The following is a 23,258-nucleotide window of genomic DNA, read 5'->3' on the forward strand; positions in this document are numbered from 1 at the left end:
AGCATTTCCTCATGCTGACTCTTTCGCGTTATTGTTTATATTCGACTTAGATTTGCTATATGGCCTTCTTGAGCATTCTACATCTTCGCGTGGATAATGAGTCTGTGCGTAGGCTTGTTAATTGGAGTGCACGTAATGAGCGTCAGCATCTTATCTTTGTTGTTATAATTTAGCACAGATACATCCGTCGGTTTAACAATCGAAATGTTGTAAACGGTGTATGTAAACTGCTTGCCCTTTTGTGTGATCGTAATTTTATCGCCAACCTTTACTTCTCCCAAGCGGTTAAACAGCCGCCCCTTCGTTTTGGCCCGATGCGCAGCGATCGCCGCATTGCCAATTTCGCCGAATTTGCCCGTTTCACTCATATGAGCCGCGCCGTATTTCATATTTTTTTGCGTCGCTCCCTCCAATATCGGGAGCTTCACTTTGATCGAAGGAATGGAAATCGTGCCGATCGTATCCAGCTTCGGCGCTTCCTCTTGTTTATTCTCGCTGTCAGCTTGTCCGTTATCTGCCTGGGACGTTGCAGCCGCTGCAACCGGCAAAGTATCAACAGCAGTATCATCTGCCGTCTCGTTGAACAAATCGGTCAAGTCCTCAAATTGCTGCAAAGCGGCATCTTCAGCGGTCTCATTGTAGTCTTGCTCCCACTCTTGCATAAGCTTATTCTGCTGCCAATTTGCGTACCATTCGTTTCCTTTCGGATACGCAATGACAAGTACTCCAACTATAATTAAAAAATAGGCCAGCTTACGCAATCCAGCCACCGCCTTCTCCCATTCATTTACTATATTCACTTTATAGGAATCAGCCGATAAGGTCAATTCGCCATACAAAAACCGGCTTCAGAAGAAGCCGGTCTAACTCATGCATTATCGGTTGCTGTCGTAAATCGTACGGTTATCGTTTTTAGCCGCATTAGCCGGGAAAAGACGCTCCGCCATGGCGTTGAATTCAGCGATAAAGCCTTGAATCGGGTGCCCAAGTTTAACGTCATTCATATAGCTGTTCATTCTAGTTACGAAATCCGGATTTGCCGAAACGTATACATTGTTTACGCTCGGGTTCATTCGTTTAACCTCTCTTGCAATGTCTTCCTTCACCTGTGCAGTAAGCGCCTGATCCCCGGTCGACATCGTGCTGAATTTTTTATGTGTTGCATTGTTCATATTCGTTCTGCTGTTCAACCGGCCATTTGCGCCATTGAAATGGTCAGCAAATGAAACAGCTACATATGCGTTATTATCCGTCAGCAATACATAAGCGGATTTAATATTGTTCTTATTCGCAAGACGATTGGCGATATCTTGACTCATTTCCATTTTATAATTTTTATGACTGCCCACAATATTGTTGTTGTTCAAGCGCATACCGTCTACTCGGTTCATTTCATTCAATTGATCGTTTGCAAATCTTTTGGCTGTATAATTGTTGCCCGTGTAATTATTGTAGGTGCCTACGCCTGTGCCGGGAATAATATTGCCGTTGGCATCGTATCTTGCGCTGTTAGGACGAATGTTGCGATTGCCTAAATCCCCTTGATTGCTCGCACAGCCCGACAACATTGTTGTTACCGCAATACATGCCGCAGCACCCAATAACATTTTACGCATAAATTCGCATTCCTCCATCCAAAATGTAGTTTAGCTCAAGCTTTCGGTGTTCACGATCGTTCGCGATCCCCTCATGCCCGTTTAATAGCGTTAGCCGAAGCGGATGATGCTATTCGTTTCTGCCCTTGACAACAAATTTGAAGAGGAGTATTTTAATATCAGGTATTAGTACTTGGTACTAAAAATTGATTGTAAAGGAGCATTTATTGTTATGACCTTGCCTATTTCCAACGCCGTTATTACCGCTATCGGTTCTTATGTTCCGGAAAAAGTGCTTACAAACGCCGATCTTGAGGCTATTGTCGACACATCCGACGAATGGATCGTTCAGCGCACAGGAATTCGGGAGAGACGAATTGCTGCCGAATCGCAGTATTCAAGCGATTTATCCATTTTGGCGGTTCGCGATATGGCAAGACGATACAACGTGCAGCTTACAGACATCGATTATATTATCGTCGCCACCTCGACGCCAGATACATTCGTGCCAAGCGTCGCTTCTCGCGTGCAAGCCGAATTCGGCATGCAAGGCTGCGGCACAGCCGATCTGCAAGCGGCATGCGCCGGATTTACGGCCGCCCTTCAAATGGCTAACGGATTGCTGTTATCGGGCATATACAAGAAGGTTCTGGTCATCGGCACCGAAACATTATCGAAAGCGACCGATTACACCGATCGTACGACATGCATACTATTTGGAGACGGCGCAGGCGCTTTCTTGCTCGAAGCGGCAAGCGGCTCGAAGTCCGATATTATCGCCGCAAGCTCCAATACAGACGGCAGCGGAGGCCATTTGCTGTATCGCAGCAGCCTGTCTCCTTCAATCGGCGGCTACGATATTATTGCCACCAGCAATATTGTGCAGAATGGACGCGAAGTTTACCGTTGGGCGATTAGCGAAGTGTCAAAAGGAATTAATGAGTTAATGAAAAAAAGCGGCACATCGGCCGCTCAAATCAATTGGTTTGCTCCCCATAACGCGAATCAGCGCATTATAGACGCATTATGCGATAAAACCGGATTCCATTTGGAGCAAGCACTTTCGAGCATCGCCAAATACGGCAACACTTCCGCAGCATCCATTCCGCTCGCCATCGATGACGCTGTTCGCGACGGAAGAATTGCAGCAGGAGACACGATCTTGCTTTACGGTTTCGGCGGCGGACTTACGCAATCGGGCATCCTACTGCGCTGGTCCATTTAAATAGGAATTAAAGGTTGGGGGAACAATATAGACAGCATGGTTTGCAAGCGATTTGTATACGTGTGGTCGCGTAGCGTGCGCCACATGCCGCGCAGCGCGATCTCGCGCCGCTCCTGTTCGTGATGCAAATAATAATCCAGTTTCTCGATCATCTCATGCGCCGTCGAATAGGTGACAATTTCAAGCCCTGGCGTATAGAAAGAAGCAAGATCGTCACGAATATCGCAAAGCTGCAGCACAGCGCAAGCTGCGATTTCGAACGTTCGGGGATTTGGCGAAGCGGCGGTTACCGCCAGTTTGTTGAGATTAAAGTCAGGATCGTCATGCGCGCGGTGCATATTGATTACAATTTTGGACGCATTGTACGCAAGCGCGGTATCATTCGGATCCATCCAATTGCCGAGCATGATTTTATCCTTTAGCTGATCAAACCGATCCAGACGATCCCACCAGATCCCGGAAATTAACGTATCCCGCGAAGCTAAGTAACTCGTTGCGGCGTTAAAGAAGCGAACACGATTCATATACGCAGAGCCGATAAAGCTGATCTCTTTGCGCTTTGACCGTTCCGGATTAAGCGGGTAATACTGCTCGGGAGAGGCGCAGAACGGCAAGTAATAAACCGCTTTGCAGCCGATTCTTTGATATAGTTCCACACAATTGCGCTCCAGCGTAAAAATTACGTCGTAGTGCGGGACCAGCGTAACGCTCATATCGGTATAATAAGGGTCATCGGTCGTCCATAAGGCAGTTCGAATGCCGGCTTCTCGCATCGCAATGACATGCTTGACATCGAATTGCAAGCCGTCCAGAACGATCACGATATCAGGCCTAAGAGAAGCTGCGATTTCCGCTACAGGCTGATTGCTCCCGTTTACCACCGTCAATCTGGCAACCAGACGCGTTAACGCCGAACCTACCGCCTGATCCAACGGCGAATAGGGGAACCCTTTTCCGGTTTCAACGAACATGACATGCACCGGCCAGACCGTTACAGCCGGGTTAATGCTGCTGCGAACCGCTTCGCATTGCCCGAACCAATACCCGTGATCGAAACCGGTTCGAAAGCCATCGGCACTCCCCATCTCAAATGACTCATTCCAAGGCCTTCTTTTTCGGGAAGGCGACGATTTTGCCATAGTCGACACTCCTTCATAGTCGGCAGTAGCCGCAAGTTCGGATCAAAAATTAAAATCATGTTCCAGTTGCTTCTGCGCTCCTATAAATATATGCCTTCCATGTTATTCGCACATCGTCACTTGTCCCCTATGCGCAAAAATTGGCGTTTGACCCGAATGCCAATAAAAAGAGCTCAGCCTATTATCCGAGAGCAACCCTAAAGGCTGCGTTTTCTGATAACAGGGACTGAGCTCTATTTTTTTTAAGGAGATTGCTCGTAGGCTAACTGATGACCGTCCTCAAACCCTTTGGCAAAGCCCGCATGGTAACCGTCGTTATACGTTTGATTGAAGCCTTCCATATATGTGCCGGTAGGAACGATCCGTCTCCTCGCTTGTGCTCTCCGTCGCGATAGCACGCTTTTGGGGGTCCGTTTTCCCGCACGGCTTCGCTTGCGCCGCGTCACGCTTTTTCTTTTCGTCCTGCGCGAGGCGCGTTTAATACTTCTTCTGCGGCCGATTTTCTTTTTCATAGAGGTCGCCTCCCTTCGCTTTCAAATCTCGCTTTCGAGGCTGATGCCGACGCATTTCCAATCCTTTTATTTCGCTCGAAAGCGAAGACGCGGATTAAGCCACGGTACCGCAGGCTTGCCGTTGCGTATACGGCTGCGCCGGATCGGAGCCCCGGCTACAGCCTCCGCCATCGCTTCCTGCATGCGAGTGAGCAGCACTACGTTCTCGCCGATCCGCCTCGCAGTGTCAGGCGACCAATCCGCCACATCAGCCACCGAATCCAAAATACGCGAAAGAGCATGCTGGCTTTTGGCGATCGACGCAATCAGATCCAATTTTACTTCCGTTTCCAATACGCCGAGCCGCCTCAATCGGAATCACCATAATCCGAATTATCCTCCTCGGATTCCCGCGGCAGCACCGCACGAAGCACCGAAACGATCCCTTGACTCATCTTGTTGACGCCGTCAAGCACCTCTATAATTTGATCATGCATTTGAATCGATTGCTTCAGTTGCAGATGATCGCCGTTAAAGCTCGCCGCTGTAATGTGATTGCAAATCCAATTGCGCGCTTTTTCTGCTTCCTCGGCCTTCGCCTCCAGCATAACTGCCATATTCCATTGCATATTGGCGGTTGCGCCAAGCATCCGCAAATAAGCTTGCTCTCGGTCCACTGCATCCCGCCTCCTTAAAGTTTTGCGAAGCAAAACTCACTTCGTAAGCATTCAAAAACCGCATTTATTCCTCATCTTCGCCGCCAAGCTCGCGAAGCATAAAAGTAAGCTGCATAGCCATCGTTTCTTCCAAATCAGCAATACTGTTCAAATACGACACGACGCTTCCCAGCACCGCTTGCGAATTCGAGATCAGCCCTTCCGTGCCGCCAAAGTTCGGATGATTATCAGGGATCGCTTTGACAACCTCGGCCATGCGAACCGCGACATCGCGCTTTGACTCGATTATTCTTGCCATTTGGCTATGCGAATGCGATAAATGCGCCATTATTTCTGTAACAAGCTGTTGCACAGCTTTCCCTCCGTTTCGCCTCGCCATACCCCGTTCGTAACAGCATATGCTTGAGGAATTAAGCTGATACTACCGCATTACAAACGTTGCCGAAGCTTTATTGGCGGAATGAGCGGAAGACCTTCCGGCAACTCGGCCAACTGTCCGAACGTAAGCGATGCTTGCAGCCTTGCATTTAACCCCCATGCCATAGCGGCTGCTTCCGTAATAATGCGCCTTTTAGCGCCATGCTCAATATAATAGAAAAAACCGTCCATGCCGCTTGCGACTTTGCCATGAAGAGGAGCAAGTATGCTGCTGTCTTGAATATACTGCCATATGGCATGTGCATCTACTGAGCTAATAGCCTCGCCAATCGCCCAGCGGCGAAGGGTGACTTGCGGCAATCGAACGACGGGACCGGCCCAGTCTCCAGCAATCGGCCTGCGTAAACCGTTCTCGATCCAAAAGATCGTTTCACCGGTTCCTTGAACGGCAACTCCCTCCGGATAAAAGGCCGCCTCGCCCCGGGCAGGGTGCAGCGTTCCGCCTTGAAACACGCCGTTTTTCAAATGATGAATCCATTCATAAGGGTTGCCCCACTTATTCATATAGTAAACCATGTTACGGTTGTTCACTTCTTCGAATTGATCGCCTAGCGCCTTCATGCTGACGCTTCCGAAGTGATGAATGAAGCTGTCTCGCGCAATAACTAGAGAGTAGCCTTGCAGCCTTACTCTGACGTTGAAATCGTCGTCCTCGAAATTTCCGATTTCAAACCCTTCATCCAAATAGCCGACTTTCTCCCAAAGCTCTCTTCGAAAAAGTAAGCAGAAACCGGGAAGCCGATCGGTAGGATGCCATTTTTTCGGATCGGATATGTTGTTCAATCGCGCAAATTCAGGCATGTCAGCAACATCCTGATAAGGAACGGAAATTTGCTGATCGCCACTAATATAATTGGTGACAGGGCCGACCATGCCAATATCCTCACTGCTTTGCAGGCATGTCATTAAGTTTTCAAGCCAGTTATCCGTAACAAGCGTATCATTGTTCAAAATGAGCATCGTTGTCCCTTTGGCCATCATCATTCCCATATTGACCGCGCCGGCGAAGCCATAGTTTTCCTGCAGTACGCGAAACCGGACCTGCCCGCCTAGTCCTCGCAAATAAGCGCCCGTTCCATCGGTTGAAGCGTTGTCTACAACGATAATCTCGTAGGGAAGTTCCGTGTTTTCCGAAATACTGTCAATGCAGGATTTCAAGTAACCGACTTGATTATAGCTTGGTATAATGATGCTAGTTCCTTCAAAAAGCGAGTCGTAGCAGCTGAAACCGGTTTTTAAACCTTCGTTGTAACCGGCTTCTAATCCGGCATTATAGGTTGAACCGGTTTTACCCTTAGCCTTGCTTGTCGAACGAACCACTCGGGATTTGAGACGGCGGACTCGCCGCAGTTTGCGTCCCATTGTACAGATCTCTCCTGTCTAGTCAGATTCCCTCCCGCAACAGGGAGGCCGCTTCCTGCAAAGATTCGAAAGTTCCTGCATCCGTCCACCAGCCCGTCAGCTTACGGAATGATAGTAAACCGGCAGCCGCATACACATTGTTCAAATCCGTAATTTCCAATTCACCCCGGCTGGACGGCTCGATTTGATCAATAAACTCAAAAACATGCGAGTCGTACATATAAATGCCTGTCACGCACAAATCAGACTGCGGATTGGCCGGCTTCTCTTCAATGCGTTCGATGGTACCCGAAGCATGAAAAACCGGAATGCCATACCGATGAGGATCACTAACCTGCTTGAGCAGCACCATCGCCCCTTCGGCTTGGCGTTCATAGCTTTCGGTGAATGGCTTTATATCCTCCTCAAACAAATTGTCGCCAAGCAGCACAATGAACTTTTCACCGTCGGTGATGAAAGAACGGGCAAGCTGAAGCGCCTCCGCAATACCGCCTGCTTCTTCTTGAATGCGATACGTGATGAAGACGCCATGCGCAGCCCCGCTGCCTAAATATTGGGCGAACATACCTAGCGCATTTTTGCTTGTAACGAGTAAAATGTCATGAATGCCCGCTTTCCTCAGACTGTTAATGCCATAATAGATCATGGGATGCTTGCCTACTGGAAGCATATGTTTGTTCATAAACGAAGTGAGCGGCAACAGCCGTGTTCCCGTTCCCCCCGCCAAAATAACTGCTTTCACCGTTTGCCCTCCGTTTCACGATCAACCCGAGATAAAAGGTAATTGGGCGGAGAAGCCGCTAGTGTGCCATTTCGCGATTGCGCGATAGATCCTTGTAGCCGCCGCGCTCATCCGTTTGCGAAATTAACCAGTGCATCGCTTCCAGATGATCACCGACAATGAGGCGCTCAAGCGGATTTTCACGCTCTCTCCGTCGTCTTGGTTTATTCATTTTGCCTACGTTGACCGAAAAGACAGCTTCTACCTTGAGCCCATGCTTGACCGCTTTTGCTTGCGCCAGAGGCGGAACGGACAAAGCCTCCGCACCGATCTCTTGCAAGCATCGTCTGCTAATCGCATGGGGAACAGCGGTAAAGGATACCCCTTTCAAATCAGTTCTTTGAAGAACGGCGTTTAGAGCATGCTTAGCCAATACGACGCTATGGACAACTGTCTTGCGGACAGGTCCGGAATAATCGTTTAACGCAGCATCGACACCGCCCATAACAGCCCTCACAAAGGGACGCAGCTTGGCAGCAGGAATAACCATATCGCCGTCGATAAAAAGCAAAACATCCCCTCTGGCCGCCGCCGCGCCAACGCTCCTGCCTACATCATGTCCAAGCGGTATAGCATAGCGCAGCACTCTTGCTCCCATCCGTGCGGCGATCGCAGCTGAACCGTCTGTGGACCCATTCGCGACAACGATAATTTCCGTGTTCGGATGAACAAGGGCCGCTTCCCGAATGACGCGCTTAATCGTCGAGCGTTCGTTCATGACCGGAATGATAACCGACACAAGAGGCGGTCCATCCGATGCGAAAGCCGTTTTGCTAGACTTCAGGCGCATGGCCCGTTTCATGAGATCACCTCAAAAATACCCTTAAACGGGTGGATCGATAAATAATTACAACACATTGTATGTGCCGCATTTACCCGTGCAACGGCATATGTACAACTTCCATGTCAGTTGCCCAAGCAGTCGTTCAATCATGCCGGACAGCCGCCATACAATGACAAAAGCGGTGCAGAAGAAGCTTCTGCACCGCTTTGTTTTTCCTATTAACACTATTAGTTTCCGATAGCAATCCAGTTAATCGAGCCGTGCGGATCATCGCTAAGACGGGTGCGGATCAATCCAACTACAGCGTTGCTTGCTGTTTTTGACCGAATGACTGCATAACAGGCCGGATGATCGCTTGTCGCCGTTATCGCGTAAAATTCATTCTCGAAAGGCTCCTCGAACGTAATAAGAATATCCAGCTGCTCGCGCAGTGCGGGAAACTCATACGGACTTAAACCGAATTGCTGCTTCACCACGCCTCTGCCTGTTGTCGTAACAACTGGATTAAACGTCAACGTCGAAAGGCCGACATCCTGTTCCTTGATCATCCTATTTTGGAAAATGTCTGGCGACAGCTTCTCCAGCGTGATCGTGCCATCTGCAATATGGTCGGCCGTTACACTCGACTTCGCGATCTTCGATCCAGTTACGCTCGCTTTTGCCAGCTTCGACTCCGTCACACTGCCATCGTAAAGCTTGGATTCCGTGACGCTCCATTCCGCAAGCTTATCTTCTGTCACGCTGAACTCTGCCAGCTTCGACTCCGTCACGCTCGCTTCCGCCAGCTTCGCTTCCGTCACGCTCGCTTCCGCCAGCTTCGACTCCGTCACGCTGCCCTCGCTCAGCTTCGATTCCGTCACGCTCGCTTCCGCCAGCTTCGACTCCGTCACGCTCGCTTCCGCCAGCTTCGCTCCCGTCACGCTCGCTTCCGCCAGCTTCGACTCCGTCACGCTGCCCTCGCTCAGCTTCGCTCCCGTCACGCTCGCTTCCGCCAGCTTCGACTCCGTCACGCTGCCCTCGCTCAGCTTCGCTCCCGTCACGCTCGCTTCCGCCAGCTTCGACTCCGTCACGCTGCCTTCGCTCAGCTTCGACTCCGTCACGCTGCCCTCGCTCAGCTTCGACTCCGTCACGCTGCCCTCGCTCAGCTTCGCTCCCGTCACGCTCGCTTCCGCCAGCTTCGACTCCGTCACGCTGCTTTCGCTCAGCTTCGACTCCGTCACGCTCGCTTCCGCCAGCTTCGACTCCGTCACGCTGCCTTCGCTCAGCTTCGATTCCGTCACGCTCGCTTCCGCCAGCTTCGACTCCGTCACGCTGCCCTCGCTCAGCTTCGCTTCTGTCACGCTCGCTTCCGCCAGCTTCGACTCCGTCACGCTCGCTTCCGCCAGCTTCGACTCCGTCACGCTCGCTTCCGCCAGCTTCGCTTCCGTCACGCTGCCTTCGCTCAGCTTCGACTCCGTCACGCTGCCTTCGCTCAGCTTCGACTCCGTCACGCTCGCTTCCGCCAGCTTCGACTCCGTCACGCTGCCTTCGCTCAGCTTCGACTCCGTCACGCTGCCATCGCTCAGCTTCGCTCCCGTCACGCTCGCTTCCGCCAGCTTCGACTCCGTCACGCTGCCCTCGCTCAGCTTCGCTTCCGTCACGCTCGCTTCCGCCAGCTTCGACTCCGTCACGCTGCCTTCGCTCAGCTTCGCTCCCGTCACGCTCGCTTCCGCCAGCTTCGATTCCGTAACGCTGCCTACGCTCAGCTTCGACTCCGTCACGCTCGCTTTCGCCAGCCTCGACTCTGTCACGCTCGCTTCCGCCAGCTTCGACTCCGTCACGCTGCCTTCGCCCAGCTTCGACTCCGTCACGCTGCCTTCGCTCAGCTTCGACTGCGTCACACTCGCTTTCGCCAGCCTCGACTCCGTCACGCTCGCTTCCGCCAGCTTCGACTCCGTCACGCTCGCTTCCGCCAGTTTCGCTCTCGTAACGCTCCACTTCGCCAGCTTCGATTCCGTGACGCAGCTGTCGTAAAGCTTCGATTCCGTAACGCTCCATTCCGCGAGCTTATCTTCCGTCACGCTGAACTCTGCCAGCTTCGACTCCGTTACACTGCCTTCGCCGAGCTTCGTTTCCGTTACACTGCCGTCGAATAGCTTTGACTCCGTTACGCTGCCGTCATTAAGCTTCGACTCCGTTACACTCCACTCCGCCAGCTTATCTTCCGTCACGCTGAACTCTGCCAGCTTCGACTCCGTCACGCTGCCTGCGCCCAGCTTCGCTTCCGTCACGCTTCCATCCGCCAGCTTCGACTCTGTTACGCTGCCTGCGACAAGCTTCGCTTCCGTCACGTTCGCATCCGCCAGCTTCGACTCTGTCACACTGCCATCGCTCAGCTTCGACTCCGTCACGCTGCCTGCGTTCAGCTTCGATTCCGTCACGCTCGCTTCCGCCAGCTTCGACTCCGTCACGCTCGCTTTCGCCAGCCTCGACTCCGTCACGCTCGCTTCCGCCAGCTTCAACTCCGTCACACTCGCATCCGCCAGCTTCGACTCCGTCACGCTCGCTTCCGCCAGCTTCGACTCCGTCACGCTGCCTGCACCAAGCTTCGGTTCCGTTACACTCGCATCCACCAGCTTCGCTTCCGTTACGCTGCCAGCTCTTAACTTCGTTACCGTTACGCTTGCATCCGCCAGCTTCGACTCCGTCACGCTGCCTTCATTCAGCTTCGATTCCGTTACGCTCGCATCCACCAGCTTCGCTTCCGTCACGCTGCCTGCGCCCAGCTTCGTTACCGTCACGCTTGCATCCGCCAGCTTCGACTCCGTCACACTGCCTTCGCCGAGCTTCGTTTCCGTTACGCTCGCTTCCGCCAGCTTCGCTTCCGTCACGCTGCCTGCACCCAGCTTCGTTGCCGTTACGCTTGCATCCGCCAGCTTCGACTCCGTCACGCTTGCAACTACCAGCTTCGCTTCTGTCACACTTGCATCCGCCAGCTTCGACTCTGTCACACTGCTTGCGAAAAGCTTCGCTTCCGTCACACTGGCGTCCGCCAGCTTCGGCTCCGTCACGCTGCCTTTGCCCAGCTTCGCCGTCGTCACGCTTGCATCCGCCAGCTTCGGCTCCGTCACGCTGCCTGCGCCCAGCTTCGCCCCGGTCACGCTTCCTTCCGCCAACTTATGCTCCGTCACGCTGCTTTTACCCAGCTTCGCTTCCGTTACACTCGCATCCGACAGCGTATATTCCGTCACGCTGCCCTTAGCCAGCTTCGCTTCCGTTACACTTGCATCCGCCAGCTTTGACTCCGTCACGCTGCCTTCGCCAAGCTTCGCCCCGGTCACGCTGCCTTCCGCCAGCTTCGACTCCATCACACTGCCGTCGCACAGCTTCGCTTCCGTCACGCTCGCATTCGCCAGCTTCGACTCTGTCACGCTTCCCTCGCCAAGCTTCTCTTCCGTCACGCTGAACGCTGCCAGCTTTGACTCCGTTACACTGCCTGTGCCGAGCTTCTCTTCCGTCACGCTTCCCTCGCCAAGCTTCACTTCAGTCACGCTTGCATTCGCCAGCTTCGCCTCCGTCACACTGGCGTCGTCCAGCTTCGCTTCCGTCACGCTCGCATTCGCCAGCTTCGACTCTGTCACGCTTCCATCAGTGAGCTTCGCCCCGGTAACACTCGCGTTCGCCAGCTTCGACTCAGTCACGCTTCCCTTGCTTAGCTTCGCGCTTGTTACGCTTCCCTCGCTCAATTTCTCTTCGGTCACGGACGCATCCGCCAACTTCGACTCCGTTACGCTGCCGTCGCTTAATTGCTGCTCATTCACCGTGTACGACTTAAGCTTGCTGCCATCGATGCTTTCATCCGCGATTTTATCGAAAGCTAACGCATCGCTGCTCAAATGCGCGAATGTAATCGAGCCTTTCCGGATGTGATAGCCTTGCACCGTCTCCGCTTTCAAGTGTTTGCCGGCGATCGTCTCCAGCTGAACTTGCTCGCCGGATACCGAACCGAACGCCAGCTTAGCAGCCGTAACCGCCTCGTCTTGAATATGGTCTGCCGAAACGCTGCCCAATGCCAGATGTTCCTCGTTTACCGATTGAAGCTGCAATTGCTTCGAACCGACCGATAACGTCGAGAGCTTCTGTTCCGTCACCGACCCGTCGACAATATGCGGCGTCCCGATCACGCCTTTTTGCAGCGCCGATGCCCCTACGGACCCTTCCCGTAAATGCGAGCTTCCGACGCTTTCAGTTGCGAGCTTCGCTGCGTTAATTGCGCCGTCCGCAATGTGGCCGTCACGTACGCTGCTCTCGCCAATATGAATGCCAAGCACCGAGCCAGTCAACAAATGCCGGCTTTGAATGACCTCATTGCCAATGTGCTTTGCTTGGACCGCGCCCGGCGTCAGCTTTGCGGAATCAACCGAACCGTCAAGCATACGGTCTCCGCCGATCGAACCGATTCGCAAATGTCCGCCGCCGACCGATCCTTCCTTCAAATGCTCCGCTCCAATAATATTCGGCTGCAGATGAACGCTGCCAACCGCGCCCGGAGCGATTGCCGAAGCATCAACCGCCTCATCCCCGAGCTTCGAACGCGAAACGCTGCCGTCGGCAAGCTTAGATGCCGTTACGCTGGCATCGGCCATCTTATCTGTTGAGACCGCTTCGGGCGAAAGCTTCAACGAATTGACAACATAATCAGCAAGATGATGCGAGAAAACAACGCCTGGAGCAATATATTTCTCGGTTACTGCGCCATATGCCAGCTTGCCGCCCGTTATTGAGCCGTCCTGCAAAGCATCGTTGCCAACCGCTTGGCGGGCAATATGCTTCTGATTAATAATCGCTTGCTGCAAATGCGCGCTGCTGACCGCTTCCGGCGCGATCGCCTCTTCCGAAACCGCGCCAGGCGCAAAATGATACGCGCGAAGCGCTTCAGGCGCTATTTTATGAAACGTTACAAGTTCATCCTGCAAATGGTTTGTGCCAATTACGTTGTTGGCAATTTTCACGCCGCTGACGGCGCCATTCGCCAGCTTGCTTTCAACCACCGATTGATCAATGAGCTGACTCGTTCCGACAGAATCCTCGCTCAAGTGCTTCAATCGAACCGCATTATCTAACAGCTTTTCTTCTGTAACTGAACCGTTCTGCAGCTTCTCCGTTGACACCGAATCCGGCTGTAATTGCGTCTCCGATACGGAAAACTCCGCAATATGACGATGCTGAATTTGAGCGTCTGCTATTTTATCCGAAGTAATCGCAGAACGGCTCAAATGCCGAGTATGAACCGCATCATCCGCAAGCTTAACTGCGGTAACACTTTGCTCAGCAAGCTTAGAGACTGTCACGGCATGATCGACCAGCTTGATCGTCGACACCGATTGATCGAACAGCTTGGCGGCCGTGATCGATTGATCAGCGAGATGTCCGTTTTCGATTTCTTTTGTGCCTATATGGATGCCAAGGACGGCTGACGGCTGCAGATGCGACGCGTCTACTGCGTTCTGGGCGAGCTGCGCGGACGATACCGCTCCGTCTTGCAGCTCCCTTGTTCCGACCGCCCCTTCTGCCAAATGCTCTGCGGCGATTTCGCCCGGGGCCAAATGCTTTCCCTGAACAATTCCTACCGCGACGTGTTCGGCTAAGAGCAGACCCGGCTTCAGGTGAATGGAGTCGACTGCTTCAGCCGCTATTTTATCGCTGCCAACTGCGCCGTCGCGCAACTTCGCACGCGTAACAGAGCCGTCTGCCAACTTTGAGCTGTTAATGGAATCGTTGGCGATATTTTCAGGACGGACGGCTCCGCTTTTTATTTTTTCCGAGGTGACCGATTGATTGTCCAGAAGCTTTTCTGTAATGATCATTTGCTTAAGATGCTTCGCTTCAATCGATCCTTCGGCGATTTTATGCGAACTGATCGTCCGGTCTGCCAGCTTCTCGGAAGTAATGCTATTGTCCGCAAGCTTGCTGCCGATGATGGACTGGTCCAGCAATTTTTCGCCAGAAACCGAATTGTTCGTCAAATGTACAGAATGAATCGAGTCCGGTTTAATTTTTGCGCTGTTTACTGCCCCATTAGCAATGTGTATGCTGTCCACCGCAAAGTCGGCAATTGCCGAAGAGTCTACGCTGCCTGCGCGCAGCTTGCTGCTTTCAATTGCGCCGGAGGCAATTTTGTCACCGGTAACCGCGCCGTCAATGAGATCGTCCGTATAAATAAACGGCATCGGTTCAAAAGAAGAATTTTGTTTTTCCACAAGCTTTTCGATCTTCTGATCGTAACTTGGCTCCGGCGCTTTAACTTCATTGTCTATGGCGATGGTGTTGTTGGTGTTGTTGGTGTTGTTGGTGTTGTTGGTGTTGTTGGTGTTGTTGGTGTTGTTGCTGTTGTTGCTGTCATTTTCATTTTCATTTTCATTTTCTTTTTCGCTGTCTTCGATATCCTCGATGTCCTCGATATTCTCGAGCTCGTCAAAATCGTCGATGTCCTCGAAGTCGTGGTCGAAATCGATATCGAAGTCGAAATCGGACTCCTGCTTTTTCCGCTGCGCTCGTTGAATCGATTGTTCTTGAACTACCGGCGCAGGCATTATAGATTGAGAAGCCGGATCTTGCGCGGCCAATTCAGTTAGCCGGTCGATAAACGCCTGCGACTTGGGCGTCTCCGGCGCCTGCAATGCATTAATGTTGACGCTCTTTGCATCCACATCCGCACCCGCCAGCGGAACTGTACCAGGCTTTGCAGCGTTTGCGGCTTTTCTCCGGTTCAAATCATCCAGCCACTTTAATTCGGAAGCATTCGGATTGTCGACATAAAAGAGCGGCTTGCGCCCTTTGGCGCTTCTCGATTTTCGGTTTTTAGCCATTGTCCTCTCCTTCTTCCACCTGAAATGTCATACGTAATATATGCACATACCTATAGGCTCGTTACAGAAGCCCAATTAATGCTGTTTTTGGCCAAAAAAAAAGCTGCCCATAGATAATCTAGGGAACAGCTTCTCGATATGCCGATGCTATTACTTCTCTCGACTGGGACAGCAAATACAAAAAATATGGAGCGCGGTTAACCGTCCTTGAACAAGCTCAGCCAACGATCGGCCGTATGCTGCCAAGTAAAATTTTGCTCTATTCGGCTTCTGCTAGCTTGCCCCATCGTATCTCTAAGCTCGTTGTTTTGCAGCAGCAGCAGCAGCTTGTTGAACAGCTCGCTTTGAACCCGGTTAGGATCAATTAAAAAGCCGGTCTCGCCGTCGACAATAATTTCCTTCATTCCGCCCGATCTTGTCGCGACGACCGGCAGCCCGCATGCCATTGCTTCAACGTTGACGAGGCCAAACGCCTCCCGTGCGCCTGAAGGCACGACCGCAATATCAGCTGCAATAAACCAATTAGGCACTTCGGAATAGGGAACATAGGGTACGAAACGCACATTGGCAGGACAACTCCGGCCTAGTGCCTGCAAGCGGCGAGAATATGCAGTCGTTCGATGGGAGCCGTAAAACGGGCTGCCGACAATAATGATTAGCAGTTCGGGTTGAAGCTTTGCCAGCCTGGGCGCGACGCGCAGCAGATGATGCACGCCTTTGAGCGGAATTAGCCTGCCTATAAAAATAACTACTTTTTTGCCGCTTAGCCCTTTTCTCTCTCTTAACATAGAACGCAGCGACATGCCTTCGTCCGAGAAGCGCGAAGGAAAACGGTCAGGCTCAACGCCTGGATATACGACGCTTAGCTTAGACCTGGTCTCAGGCGCTTTCCTCGCTACTACCTGCATCAAAAACTCGCTGTTCACAATAATTTTATCCGCGGCCCGAAAACATTTTCGCAGCGTTGCTTGCGAAATATATTTTCCGCCGATAAACGTCGAGGAATGCAGACTGAGCCATATCCGTTTGTGTGGAAAAAGCCTGCGCAGAGTTAGCACATATAACGGCCTGTTATCCACTTGAATACAGGACGGCGAGAACGTGGCTACGCGGCGGCTAATCGCAGCGACATAGTTTTTCTTATTGCTTGCGTTGAACCGCTCGCAGCGGACGCCCTTGACGATGCCAAACCGCGCCAATCCTCTCGTGCTTCTCCCGTAAATGCGCGGCTCCGCATGCGGCTGCAGAAGCGGCACAAATTTTTCGATCACTCGTTCGACGGAACTGCTTTTTCCCGATGGAATCGGAAATGAACCCGGTGTAACGAAAGCTACCTTCGGCGCCATAGCTGAAGCCCCCCGCTGCTTAGTATGATGAACTAGCATACGCTTGCTCTCCGCTGGTTGCCATAGGCATGTGTTGCGCTGCTTCCGCATTAGTTTTTGTTGATTTGTGATCGAGGTTGTGTCACACTGTCGGAAGGCAATGCACGAATACAATGTAGCAGGAGAGGACGTGACGGTACGAACATGTTAGATTCATTTTTTCGTGCCATGACGGAATTAAGCTCGCGAAAATGGATATCTGCGCTGACCGGACGATTCGCGCAGTCGACTGCGAGCCGCATATTTATTAAGAAGTTCGCAAACATGTATGGCATCAAGATTGAAGAGGCGGAGAAACCGCTGCATGAATATAGAACGCTGAACGAATTTTTTACGCGTCGGCTAAAGCCTGGAGCCCGAACAATCGACTCCGGTTCCGATTCTCTCGCAAGTCCGGTTGACGCGCTTGTTACGGGCGCAGGACCGGTTGATGCAGGCACCATTTTAAACATTAAAGGTCAGGATTATACGGTCGACCAGCTTCTCAACCAGTCGCCCCGCAAAGAAAACTATATGAACGGGTATTGCATGGTGCTCTACTTAAGTCCGACCGACTATCATCGCATCCATTCGCCGGTTAAAGGCCTAATTGTCGAGCGGGAGCATGTCCCTGGCAAAGTTTATCCGGTTAACGATTTCGGCCTGACCCGAATGCGTCATGTGCTAAGCCGGAATGAACGACTTATTACTTACATCCAGCATGAGAAAGGAGAGGCCGCTGTCGTCAAGGTCGGGGCTATGAACGTCAGCAGCATCCGTTACATTGACCCTGCTCAACAATCCGCCGATAGAGGCGGCGAGCTCGCTTGCTTCGCATTCGGATCGACTGTTGTCCTGCTGCTTGAAGACGGCACATTCGAGCCGCGCGCCGATCTTAAGGTCGGATTGAAAGTGCGAATGGGAGAGCGCTTAGGCAAGCTCATCTAACTTGCGGTTAACGTTTCTCCGCCAGCATCTCCTCCCAACAAGCAGCGATCTGTTTCAATCCGTCCGTAATTTGCTCCTCGCTTAGATGGGCAAAGCCAAATATAGCCGAAAGGCAGCCTACCTTCGACGGCTCGCGCCAATAGCGCGAGCCGTCGGTCCATTTAACGCCGGCTTGAATACATCGCGCTTTCAATGTCTCATATTCATCCGCCTGACCAAGCCATTCCGCGTATTGATGCAGACCCGCGTCGGAAGGCGCAAATCGGAACATTCCGCCGAGCGATTGCTTAGCCTGCTCGCGGAAACGCTGCAGCCGGCGCCCATAGACGCGGCGCTGCCTTCGCAAATGCCGCAAATATTGGCCGCTGGCCATAAAGCCTGCTAAAGCGCGTTGCTCGGCGATGCTGCTCGGATGCGGCTCCAGCAAATATTTCGCCAGCCGCATCGGCTCACGCAGCGCTTCCGGAACAACCGCAAAGCCGAGGCGCAGCTCCGTGTACATCGTTTTCGAGAACGTGCCGATAAATACGACTCTGCCTTCGCGGTCCAACGCCTTAAGCGGCTCTGCAGGACGTCCGCCCCAGCGAAACTCGCTGTCGTAATCATCCTCTACAATAACTGCACGCCGTTTAGATGCCCACTCCAGCAACAGCTTCCTGCGCTCGGCCGTTAATGTTACTCCGGTCGGAAACTGTCGGCTTGGCGTTACAAAAAGCAGCTTCGCACCCTCCCATTGCTCAGGAATAATGCCGCTATCGTCCACATTTCCATAGATCAGGCTGCCGCCCGCCACTTCGACCGCTCTTCTTATGCCGCTATAACCCGGATTTTCGACGACGACGTTATCGCCATAATTAATGAGCAGCATACAGAGCAGCGCAATCGCATGCATCGAACCGTTCGTAATGAAAATATGCTCTGCCGAGGCAATAATGCCCCTTTCCCTGCGCAGCTCGTGCGCTATCGCTTCCCGCAGCGGATAATAGCCTTCCGTTCCCGGCCTTTCCTTCTTCGGTTGATCCAGCGAGCAGCGAATTTCCTCGAACATGGCGGACTTCCACTCCTCATATGGGAAAAACGGCCTTTCGATCACGTCGAAACTGAAATCGATGCCAACCGCCGACACTTCGTCTGCCGCAATCACAATGGCTGCTTCGGACGGTCTGTGAGACTGAGCCTGCTGCAGCCGCTTCGCCCACGACGATAACGGGATGTCCGCACCTTCTGCCTCCCGTCTGCCCAAGCCGTAATCCGGCTGTTGATATGCAATGTAAGTGCCGCTCCCTCGCCCAGTCCTTACAAAACCCTCCGCCAACAGCATGTCGTAAGCCTGGTTGACTGAACCTCGAGAAATTTCCAGCAATTCTGCCAGCTTGCGGCTCGAAGGGAGACGCTCTCCATTTAGCAGCGTCCCTTCCACGATTAACTCTCTTAACGATTGAAACAACGCTTCCGTTTTTTTCCCCGACGCTATCGAATGATTGTCAAAGCCGATTTTAATAAGCTGCTCCAAATGCTCACCGCTCTTTCCTCGCCGAAATTGGTCTAATAAAAATAATCTAAATTGGATCTTCTTAGTTGTCAATTATTTCGCTACGATGAGACTATAAACTGTGGTGCACAATAGAGAAACGGGGAGAAGCGCATGCGAAGAAATGAATTCGAAATGACCGACAAACAAGAGCTTGATCAATTTTTGAATGAAATGAGCTTCGGTTTTTTAGGAACGAGCTCGGATGACGATTATCCGTCGATTACGCCGCTCAATTTCGTTTATTGCAACGACTCGATTTATTTTCACGGAAGCCGTGTCGGAGAGAAAATGACCAACCTTGCTGCTCGCCCGAAGGTCACCTTTAATGTCGCGAAGGAATATGCGGTTATTCCTTCCTACTTTACCGATCCGGTGTTTGCTTGCCCTGCGACCAGCTTTTTCAAATCGGTCATCATTTATGGACAAGCGGTCATTGTAGAGGACCTGAAGGAGAAAGCACTCGTGCTGCAGGCGCTTATGACAAAGCTGCAGCCGGAAGGCGGCCATAAGCCGATTACCGGCGACGATCCGGAATATCGCGGACGGCTCAAAGGCGTATCCATCGTTCGCATTGATGCTGAGCGCATTGTCGGCAAGTTTAAATTCGGCCAAAACAAGAAAGAAGAAGAGCTGGCGTCCGTTGTAGACGGACTGCTTAATCGGGACGGTGAATACGATGCCGAGACGATCGAGCTCATGCGCAAATATTGTCCGCACTTTAAGAGTAGTGATAACTAGGGTAACCTGCTGCTGTTAGAGCCAAATTCTCACTTTGAGCTCTAATATGAAAGGTGTGTTTAACGTTGATAAGGGACGACATTAAACTTGAAGGAAAACGAGTGTTGTTATTACCTGCGTCACATGAACATTTGGATGGGTTGTTCAAGGCAAGCAATCACAGCGAAATATGGATGTATAGTCCGTCAACCATAAATAAGCTTGAAGATTTGGCAACCACAATGAACCATTGGATGAGGTCAAAAGAACAGGGATTAAGGTATCCATTCGTCATTTTTGACAAAAGTACAAATGAGATTGTTGGCAGTACCAGTTACTTAGATCTCTCACCGCAAAACAGAAAACTCGAAATTGGGGGGACTTGGCTGGACCCTAGATCTTGGAGAACCAGTGTCAATACGGAGTGTAAGTATCTATTGCTGAAATATGGCTTTGAACAATTGAGCCTCGTTCGAGTGCAATTCCGCACGGATACAAGAAACGAAAGATCCAATCGTGCAATTCAAAGAATCGGAGCACAGTTCGAAGGAACGTTGCGGCAAGAGATGATCATGCAAGACGGGTATATTCGAGATTCAAACTTATACAGCATTCTGGATAAAGAATGGGAAGGCGTAAAAGCCAAATTGATTGGGTATTTAAGAGAAGTATGATTTAGAAGAAACGTGTATTGAATCGGCAAAAATAACGAACCCCGCTTCGCTATCTTGCGAGAGGGGTTCGCTTTTCTTATTGACTGCTGGCGGAAGGAATCGAGCGCTACCTGATTTCCGAAGGACTTCTGCCGGTGTACTGCTTGAATTGCCGGCTAAAGAAAAAGATATCGCGGTAGCCGAGCGCATCAGCGACCTCAGTCACATTCATTCCTTCGTGCATAAGCAAATGCTGGGCGCGCTCAATACGGGTACGAATCATATACGATTGCACAGACATGCCGATTAGCTCTTTAAATTTCATTGAAAAATAGCGCGGCGACAGCTGCGCCCGGTGCGCTAAATCTTCGACCCGGTGCGGAACGCCCGGATTTTGCCGTACGAAGTTGGCGATTTCGTGAATCGCTTCGGTCAGCTGATTGCTCGCCTTTTTCTCGACGGGCTCCTGCTGGTCTTCCCGCAGCAAGTGAATAATGAGCTGCTTCAGCACAAGCTGCGCTTCTTCCTCTGCGGCAAACGTCTTCACGAGGAAGAGCCGCACATAACGCGACAGCAAATGTTCAAGCTCAACCGTCTCGGTAAATTGCCTGTACCGGTTCGGAACCTCCATGACCTTTTCTTTCGTATCGAAATGGATATAGGTCAAGACTAGCGGCTTTTGCGGATTATGCGTTGCGCTCGTGAAGTCTCCCGGGCGGAATAGAAAGCAGCTCCCTTTTCCAACCGGATAGCTTGTCCCATTAACTTCTACTTCCCCTTCGCCGTTCCAAACATAGAATAAATCAAAATTCGGCATCGGTTTTTCCCGAGGCGCCCATCTCCAGCCGGGCTCACAAACAATTTTGGCAAGGGGCGGCAGCAAAATAAGCGATTCCGGGGATAAGTGCAGCATTACAGCCATCCTCCCAAAGCAACTAATTCGTTCATTTATGTATCTTTCGTCATCATACATCAGCGCCAAAGTTTTACGCAAGCGCCGATGCTCGATTTGCACTATTCGACATACGTTCGCTCTTTTGTTAAAAATATTTAAATTCCAATGGTTTGCGGCCTTGAAAAAATGTTATAATAGCACCCGATAAGCAAAATAGTGCAAACTTTTAGCTATTTCATAATGAAATGAATGATCGGAAGGATGGAATGAGGTCAATGAACCCACTAGCTCAGCAGTTGAATGAAACGCTGCAGACGGAAAGCCCAAACGTCTACGAAATGTTATCCGCATTAGGAAAAGCGATTTATTTCCCGAAGGAAGGCATTTTGAGCCAATCCGCAGAGGCCAAGGCAAAGGCCAACAAATATAACGCAACAATTGGCATTGCACTCGAGAACGGACAACCGATGCATTTGAAGGTCATTCAGGATACGCTGACTGCATACGATCCGAAAGATATATATGAATATGCGCCGCCAGCAGGCAAACCGGAGCTCCGTTCTGCATGGCGCGTTAAGATGGTGAAGGAGAACCCTTCCATCGAGGGCAAAAAAGTGAGCAATCCGGTCGCAACGAACGCCCTGACGCATGGCCTCAGCATCGTTTCCGATCTGTTCGCGGACGTTGGCGACGCTGTAATTATCCCGAACAAAAACTGGGAAAACTACGAGCTGACGTTCGGCATTCGCCGCGGCGCCGAGATTGTTGAGTATCCGCTTTACAATGAAAACGCCCGCTTCAACTCTGAAGGACTGCGCGAGGCGCTGCTTGCCCAGAAAGATAAAGGCAAAGCGATCGTCGTGCTCAACTTCCCGAACAACCCGACAGGCTACACGCCCGGCCCGCAAGAAGGCGACGAGATCGTTGCAGTCATCCGCGAGGCGGCAGAAGCCGGCATCAACGTAGTTGCTGTAACGGACGATGCGTATTTCGGACTATTCTTCGAAGATTCTGTGCATGAGTCGTTGTTCGGCAAACTGGCCGGCCTTCATCCGCGCGTTCTTGCCATTAAGGTTGATGGAGCGACAAAGGAAGAATACGTATGGGGCTTCCGCGTAGGCTTTATTACTTTCGCTGCCGAATCCGACAAAACGCTGGCTGCTCTTGAACAAAAAACGATGGGGATTATTCGCGCCACCATTTCCAGCGGTCCGCATCCATCGCAAACTTTTGTTCTTCGCGCGCTTCAATCGCCTGATTTCGAAGAGCAGAAAGCAGAAAAATACGATGTGATGAAAAAACGCGCCAACCGCGTTAAATCGCTGCTCGACAGCGGTCGTTACGGCAACGTTTGGGATTACTATCCGTTCAACTCCGGCTACTTTATGTGCTTGAAGCTGAAAGATGTATCCGCTGAATCGGTTCGCGTCAAATTGTTGAACGATTACGGCATCGGCACGATTGCGCTTGGCGAAACTGATTTGCGCGTAGCCTTCTCTTGCATCGAAGAGCCGAACTTGGAAGAGCTGTTCGATACCATTTACAAAGCGGTTAACGAGCTCCGCTAAAAATAAGCGCCGCAGGAATCCATCCTGCGGCGCCTTTTCTTTTCTCATTATTTGAAGTTGTGATCGAATATAAAAAACGGAGCGGAGCGGCCGAATGATTCCGAAGAAGCGCAAGCTGATGCTTACGAAGTAGCTTTCTTGCAGAAAGCTTTTAAGCGTTCGCTTTTGTTCTCGGACTCCCACTTTACATGTTTCAATCAGGAAGTCCGAGAACAATGGCGATCGCAGGAACATTCGGC

The 23,258-nt window shown here is 51.5% G+C and carries 21 protein-coding genes; 7 read left to right on the forward strand and 14 right to left on the reverse strand.

The genetic code is table 11. The features are described 5' to 3' along the window. Positions 1-77 precede the first annotated feature (77 nt). On the reverse strand, positions 78-800 hold the full coding sequence (locus tag GOM71_RS07935) for a sortase (protein WP_367649510.1): 723 nt from the start codon (positions 798-800) through the stop codon (positions 78-80). A gap of 75 nt (positions 801-875) precedes the next feature. Continuing rightward, entirely contained in the window at positions 876-1,616 is a 741-nt protein-coding gene (locus tag GOM71_RS07940) for a YhcN/YlaJ family sporulation lipoprotein (protein ID WP_173275374.1), read from the reverse strand. A gap of 211 nt (positions 1,617-1,827) precedes the next feature. Here GOM71_RS07940 and GOM71_RS07945 point away from each other — a divergent pair, with 211 nt between their 5' ends. Beyond that, positions 1,828-2,820 carry a ketoacyl-ACP synthase III gene (locus GOM71_RS07945; RefSeq protein WP_156279586.1) on the forward strand — a complete coding sequence of 331 codons (993 nt, stop codon included), beginning with the start codon at positions 1,828-1,830 and terminating at the stop codon, positions 2,818-2,820. Here the strand turns inward: GOM71_RS07945 and GOM71_RS07950 are convergent. From GOM71_RS07950 to GOM71_RS24880, 9 genes are all read right to left on the reverse strand, one after another. Beyond that, complete coding sequence (locus GOM71_RS07950; protein ID WP_156279588.1) at positions 2,817-3,959, reverse strand: CgeB family protein; 1,143 nt, start codon at positions 3,957-3,959, stop codon at positions 2,817-2,819. The two genes, GOM71_RS07945 and GOM71_RS07950, sit on opposite strands and share 4 nt — an antisense overlap. Positions 3,960-4,201: 242 nt before the next feature. Beyond that, positions 4,202-4,471, reverse strand: a complete 270-nt coding sequence (locus tag GOM71_RS07955; protein ID WP_156279590.1) for a hypothetical protein — start codon at positions 4,469-4,471, stop codon at positions 4,202-4,204. Positions 4,472-4,537: 66 nt separating this feature from the next. Next, a complete protein-coding gene (locus GOM71_RS07960; RefSeq protein ID WP_253944752.1) occupies positions 4,538-4,804 on the reverse strand; it encodes a hypothetical protein in 267 nt (88 codons plus the stop codon). A gap of 14 nt (positions 4,805-4,818) precedes the next feature. Next, complete coding sequence (locus GOM71_RS07965) at positions 4,819-5,127, reverse strand: alpha-helical endospore appendage domain-containing protein (protein ID WP_156279594.1); 309 nt, start codon at positions 5,125-5,127, stop codon at positions 4,819-4,821. 64 nt (positions 5,128-5,191) lie between these two features. Then, positions 5,192-5,425: a nucleoside-diphosphate sugar epimerase gene (locus GOM71_RS07970; RefSeq protein WP_253944753.1), complete on the reverse strand. Its 234-nt coding sequence runs from the start codon at positions 5,423-5,425 to the stop codon at positions 5,192-5,194. A 131-nt stretch (positions 5,426-5,556) separates the two neighbouring features. After that, positions 5,557-6,927, reverse strand: a complete 1,371-nt coding sequence (locus GOM71_RS07975; protein ID WP_156279598.1) for a glycosyltransferase family 2 protein — start codon at positions 6,925-6,927, stop codon at positions 5,557-5,559. A gap of 22 nt (positions 6,928-6,949) precedes the next feature. Then, complete coding sequence (locus tag GOM71_RS07980; protein ID WP_367649511.1) at positions 6,950-7,669, reverse strand: sugar phosphate nucleotidyltransferase; 720 nt, start codon at positions 7,667-7,669, stop codon at positions 6,950-6,952. A gap of 58 nt (positions 7,670-7,727) precedes the next feature. After that, positions 7,728-8,510 carry a glycosyltransferase family 2 protein gene (locus GOM71_RS07985; RefSeq protein WP_156279600.1) on the reverse strand — a complete coding sequence of 261 codons (783 nt, stop codon included), beginning with the start codon at positions 8,508-8,510 and terminating at the stop codon, positions 7,728-7,730. Between the two features lie 209 nt (positions 8,511-8,719). Next, complete coding sequence (locus GOM71_RS24880; protein ID WP_367649517.1) at positions 8,720-9,040, reverse strand: WIAG-tail domain; 321 nt, start codon at positions 9,038-9,040, stop codon at positions 8,720-8,722. A gap of 57 nt (positions 9,041-9,097) precedes the next feature. Between GOM71_RS24880 and GOM71_RS25125 the strand changes: the two genes are divergently transcribed. Together GOM71_RS25125 and GOM71_RS25130 are read left to right on the forward strand one after the other, a co-directional pair. Next, positions 9,098-10,627 carry a pentapeptide repeat-containing protein gene (locus GOM71_RS25125; protein WP_483311028.1) on the forward strand — a complete coding sequence of 510 codons (1,530 nt, stop codon included), beginning with the start codon at positions 9,098-9,100 and terminating at the stop codon, positions 10,625-10,627. A 231-nt stretch (positions 10,628-10,858) separates the two neighbouring features. After that, positions 10,859-11,137: a pentapeptide repeat-containing protein gene (locus tag GOM71_RS25130; RefSeq protein WP_483311029.1), complete on the forward strand. Its 279-nt coding sequence runs from the start codon at positions 10,859-10,861 to the stop codon at positions 11,135-11,137. Positions 11,138-15,537: 4,400 nt separating this feature from the next. Here GOM71_RS25130 and GOM71_RS07995 read toward each other — a convergent pair. Further along, positions 15,538-16,686, reverse strand: a complete 1,149-nt coding sequence (locus GOM71_RS07995; RefSeq protein WP_156279604.1) for a glycosyltransferase family 4 protein — start codon at positions 16,684-16,686, stop codon at positions 15,538-15,540. Between the two features lie 183 nt (positions 16,687-16,869). Here GOM71_RS07995 and asd point away from each other — a divergent pair, with 183 nt between their 5' ends. Beyond that, positions 16,870-17,652 (forward strand): archaetidylserine decarboxylase, encoded by a 783-nt coding sequence (gene asd / locus GOM71_RS08000; RefSeq protein ID WP_156279606.1) that lies wholly within the window; start codon positions 16,870-16,872, stop codon positions 17,650-17,652. A gap of 7 nt (positions 17,653-17,659) precedes the next feature. On the opposite strand, the gene pdxR is transcribed toward asd, so the two are convergent. Then, the gene (pdxR, locus tag GOM71_RS08005) at positions 17,660-19,165 is read right to left on the reverse strand and encodes a MocR-like pyridoxine biosynthesis transcription factor PdxR (protein WP_156279608.1); all 1,506 of its coding nucleotides are present in this window, start codon (positions 19,163-19,165) and stop codon (positions 17,660-17,662) included. A 132-nt stretch (positions 19,166-19,297) separates the two neighbouring features. On the opposite strand from pdxR, the gene GOM71_RS08010 reads away from it, so the two are divergent. Both GOM71_RS08010 and GOM71_RS08015 read left to right on the forward strand, forming a co-directional pair. After that, a complete protein-coding gene (locus GOM71_RS08010) occupies positions 19,298-19,924 on the forward strand; it encodes a pyridoxamine 5'-phosphate oxidase family protein (RefSeq protein WP_156279610.1) in 627 nt (208 codons plus the stop codon). 65 nt (positions 19,925-19,989) lie between these two features. Next, on the forward strand, positions 19,990-20,577 hold the full coding sequence (locus GOM71_RS08015; protein WP_156279612.1) for a GNAT family N-acetyltransferase: 588 nt from the start codon (positions 19,990-19,992) through the stop codon (positions 20,575-20,577). Between the two features lie 106 nt (positions 20,578-20,683). Here GOM71_RS08015 and GOM71_RS08020 read toward each other — a convergent pair whose 3' ends face one another. Further along, positions 20,684-21,469 (reverse strand): helix-turn-helix domain-containing protein, encoded by a 786-nt coding sequence (locus GOM71_RS08020; RefSeq protein WP_156279614.1) that lies wholly within the window; start codon positions 21,467-21,469, stop codon positions 20,684-20,686. A 257-nt stretch (positions 21,470-21,726) separates the two neighbouring features. On the opposite strand from GOM71_RS08020, the gene GOM71_RS08025 reads away from it, so the two are divergent. Next, positions 21,727-23,019, forward strand: a complete 1,293-nt coding sequence (locus tag GOM71_RS08025; RefSeq protein WP_156279616.1) for an aminotransferase class I/II-fold pyridoxal phosphate-dependent enzyme — start codon at positions 21,727-21,729, stop codon at positions 23,017-23,019. The last annotated feature ends 239 nt before the right edge of the window (positions 23,020-23,258 follow it).

Source organism: Paenibacillus sp. NEAU-GSW1, from assembly GCF_009737085.1.
In the GTDB taxonomy this organism is placed as follows: domain Bacteria; phylum Bacillota; class Bacilli; order Paenibacillales; family Paenibacillaceae; genus Pristimantibacillus.

Excerpts from the sequence above, each read along its gene's own strand:
- GOM71_RS07940 (WP_173275374.1), bottom strand. The coding sequence starts at position 1,616 with ATGCGTAAAATGTTATTGGGTGCTGCGGCATGTATTGCGGTAACAACA.
- GOM71_RS07945 (WP_156279586.1), top strand. The coding sequence starts at position 1,828 with ATGACCTTGCCTATTTCCAACGCCGTTATTACCGCTATCGGTTCTTAT.
- GOM71_RS07950 (WP_156279588.1), bottom strand. The coding sequence starts at position 3,959 with ATGGCAAAATCGTCGCCTTCCCGAAAAAGAAGGCCTTGGAATGAGTCA.
- GOM71_RS07955 (WP_156279590.1), bottom strand. The coding sequence starts at position 4,471 with ATGAAAAAGAAAATCGGCCGCAGAAGAAGTATTAAACGCGCCTCGCGC.
- GOM71_RS07970 (WP_253944753.1), bottom strand. The coding sequence starts at position 5,425 with ATGGCAAGAATAATCGAGTCAAAGCGCGATGTCGCGGTTCGCATGGCC.
- GOM71_RS07975 (WP_156279598.1), bottom strand. The coding sequence starts at position 6,927 with ATGGGACGCAAACTGCGGCGAGTCCGCCGTCTCAAATCCCGAGTGGTT.
- GOM71_RS07985 (WP_156279600.1), bottom strand. The coding sequence starts at position 8,510 with ATGAAACGGGCCATGCGCCTGAAGTCTAGCAAAACGGCTTTCGCATCG.
- GOM71_RS24880 (WP_367649517.1), bottom strand. The coding sequence starts at position 9,040 with ATGATCAAGGAACAGGATGTCGGCCTTTCGACGTTGACGTTTAATCCA.
- GOM71_RS25125 (WP_483311028.1), top strand. The coding sequence starts at position 9,098 with ATGGTCGGCCGTTACACTCGACTTCGCGATCTTCGATCCAGTTACGCT.
- GOM71_RS07995 (WP_156279604.1), bottom strand. The coding sequence starts at position 16,686 with ATGGCGCCGAAGGTAGCTTTCGTTACACCGGGTTCATTTCCGATTCCA.
- asd (WP_156279606.1), top strand. The coding sequence starts at position 16,870 with ATGTTAGATTCATTTTTTCGTGCCATGACGGAATTAAGCTCGCGAAAA.
- GOM71_RS08010 (WP_156279610.1), top strand. The coding sequence starts at position 19,298 with ATGCGAAGAAATGAATTCGAAATGACCGACAAACAAGAGCTTGATCAA.
- GOM71_RS08020 (WP_156279614.1), bottom strand. The coding sequence starts at position 21,469 with ATGCTGCACTTATCCCCGGAATCGCTTATTTTGCTGCCGCCCCTTGCC.
- GOM71_RS08025 (WP_156279616.1), top strand. The coding sequence starts at position 21,727 with ATGAACCCACTAGCTCAGCAGTTGAATGAAACGCTGCAGACGGAAAGC.